General features: G+C 68.4%; 1 protein-coding gene and 1 pseudogene. Both read right to left on the reverse strand.

What is annotated here, in order from left to right; genetic code table 11:
- A pseudogene (locus WBV89_RS03455) lies at window positions 1-244 on the reverse strand (cobalamin biosynthesis protein CbiG); the annotation flags it as partial.
- Window positions 244-2,864, reverse strand: a 2,621-nt coding sequence (locus WBV89_RS03460; protein ID WP_423979948.1) for an ATP-dependent helicase, incomplete at its 5' end; no start/stop codon positions are given. The pseudogene WBV89_RS03455 and the gene WBV89_RS03460, both read right to left, overlap by 1 nt.

The following is a 2,864-nucleotide window of genomic DNA, read 5'->3' on the forward strand; positions in this document are numbered from 1 at the left end:
CGGTGAGCCCGAGTGCCGCCGCGGTTCCGGACGGGTATCCGAGCGAGAAGTCGGCACCGAGCAGCGTGCGACCAGGGCGGCGACAAAGTTCCTCGAGTTCGCGCGAGGCGGCGGCGCGCGTCGGCGGGTTGGAGGTGACGACCTCGCCTGCCCCAGGAACGGCGACGCCGATCCAGATCGAGTCGCGTCCGAGAACCGGGCGCGAACTCGCACTCCAGTCGATGACGACAATCCGGTCGAACATCAGCCCAGTCGGGTGATCAACTCGATGAACGCATCGCCGTACTTGTCGAGCTTGGCGGGACCGACACCGGAGATGCGTGCGAGGTCCTGCTTGGTGGTCGGAGCGGCCCGAGCGATCGCTGCAAGGGTCTTGTTGTCGAACACCACGTAGGCCGGCTTTCCGGCGGCGAGTTCGGTGCGCAGCGACTTGAGTCGATCGAACCGAGCGGCCGAGTCGGCATCGAGATCGGCGGTCGGATCACCCTTCGGTTTGCGTGCCGCGCGCGCCGGGACCGGATCGGGGCGATGTGACGACACGATCGTCCGCGGCGACGGCTCGGTGGTCAGTTCGGCGACGAGCGGGCTCGGGTCGGGTCCCGGAACGATCGTCACGTGTTCGCTCGCGCGGGTGATCGCCACGTGGAACAGTCGACGCTCCTCCTCGACATCCTCGGCGAGCCGATGCGGATACTGCTCGGCGTCGGCATGGTGCACGACAACGTGCGGCCACTCCTGGCCCTTCACCCGGTGCACCGTGGACAGGATGACCCCGTCCGACGAGCGGCTGGATGCGAGGCGTGAACGGAGCCACGATTCGAAGGTGGCGACGTCATCGTGCTGTGCGGCGAGTTGACGGATCGCTGTGAGATCGTCGCCCTGCGCCGACCGGTTCATCCCGCGCCGTGTGACATCCAGACCCGACACCGACCCCGCGAGGCCGATCTCGTCGATCAGGGTCAATACCAGGTCGGACGTCGGTGCTCCCGACCGGGCGACCTTCTGCATCGTCTGGATGTCGGCGGCGAACTCCATCAGCCGATCCGAGTCACGCTCGTTGTTGAGCCGACCCGACAGCTGGAACAGGTCGACGATCGAGCCCTGCTCGGAGATCCAAGAGGTGATCCGGGGGTGGAACGATCGAGACGGACGTCGGAGCGCCTCACCGAGATCGGCGGGGAGGAATCGCCCCCGCTCGTCGGTCGATGCGAGGCGGAGCCATGCCATCACGCTGCGGACCGACGTTCGATCGAGGAACTCGAGGCCGACACCGCCGGCGATCGGAATGCCCTCGCCGACGAGCGCCACCTGCACCGGTGCGAGCACGGCGTTCACCCGCGTCAACACCGCGACGTCGGACGGCGAAGCTCCCGACGCGAGGGCATCGCGCACGGCACCCGCGGTTGCGGCGACCGGGTCGACGGACTCGTCGATCGACCATCCTCCTGGGTCGTTCGAGGCAGCTCGGATTGTCTTGTCGACGCGTCGCTGGTTGTGCCGCAGGAGGCGATCGGCCACGTCGACGATGCCGGCCGGACAGCGGTAATTGACTTCGAGTGGATGTGCGCCGGCATTCGGAAACAGTTCAGCGAAGTCGATCAGCCATCCCGGGTCGGCCCCGTTGTAGCCGTAGATGGTCTGGTCGTCGTCGCCGACCCCGAACACCGCACCGCCGGGTGCCGCCAGCAGTCGGATCAGCAGCAGGTGGGCGGGCGTCAGGTCCTGGAACTCGTCGACGAGCATCGTCCGACACGCCCGCTGAGCGGTTCGACGCGCGTTCGGGTCGGACAGCAGGACGATCAGCGCCCGGTAGATCTGGTCGTCGAAGTCGACCAGATGCTGACGTTCGAGCGCGGCACGGTAGCCGGGCCAGAACGCGGCGAACCCGTCGACATCGCCGTCGTAGCGGGCCTCGACATCGGCCGGTGCCACGAGGCCGAGACGCACGAGTGTGAGCGCCTCGATCCAGGGTGCGACCGGGTCGCTGTTGCGGCGTTTCGGGAACGACACGAGGTCGCCGATCAGCCGCCGGACGTCGCCTTCGTTGATCGTCTTCCAGCGCGTCGGCTGCGGGGCGAACGGCGCGCTTCCGTTGACGATCGCCAGCGCGATCGCGTTCAGGGTGCGGACGTGGAGGCCGTCGAGATCCGGTGTCCGCTCACGCATCTCCTCCTGCGCCCGCTTGTTGAACGCCACCAGGCTCACCGCGCTCGACGGAAGTCGCCAGTTGGTCAGCAGGTGGCGCGCCCGCTCGGTCAGCACGCGGGTCTTGCCCGATCCGGCGGGGGCGATGATGCGTGCCGCTCCCCCGGGGTGCGTCACCGCCTCCAACTGATCGGGGGCGAGGTCCGCGTCCGAGCGGTTCGTCGTGGCGACCGCGGGAAGTCCGTGCTCGATCGTCACGACGTGGAGGACGTCGATGCCATCGATCGGTTCCACGAAGCGCAGCGGACCGCCGTCGAGCCAGACGCGGGTTCCATCGGACAACTCCACGTCTCCCGACTCGTCGCGCGGCACCGGCGCCAGTCCGGCCGCGACGGCACGGTCGAGCGCGTCCCACGTCGGTGTCGGTCGACGCAGATCGACCGTGTTCGCCCACAGCAGGTGGTGCAATTCGTCGCCGGTGAACTCGAAGGTGGCACCGACCTCGAACGGTTCAGCCTCGGTCATCAGCATCGGGGTCCGTGCGACGCCGAAACGACCGTCGAGATCGTCCGCCAGTTCGGCATCGACCTCGATGACGAGCCGTGTGCCCGATGCCGCGGCCGCGCGCAGGGCGCCGAGCGGACCGGTGTGGGAGCGCAGCGACTCGGCGGTCAGCGGAAGCCGATCGGAGTCCGCCCACGGAGCCGGTACGGCATCAC

The organism is Ilumatobacter sp. (genome assembly GCF_049588435.1).
Classification (GTDB): domain Bacteria; phylum Actinomycetota; class Acidimicrobiia; order Acidimicrobiales; family Ilumatobacteraceae; genus Ilumatobacter_A.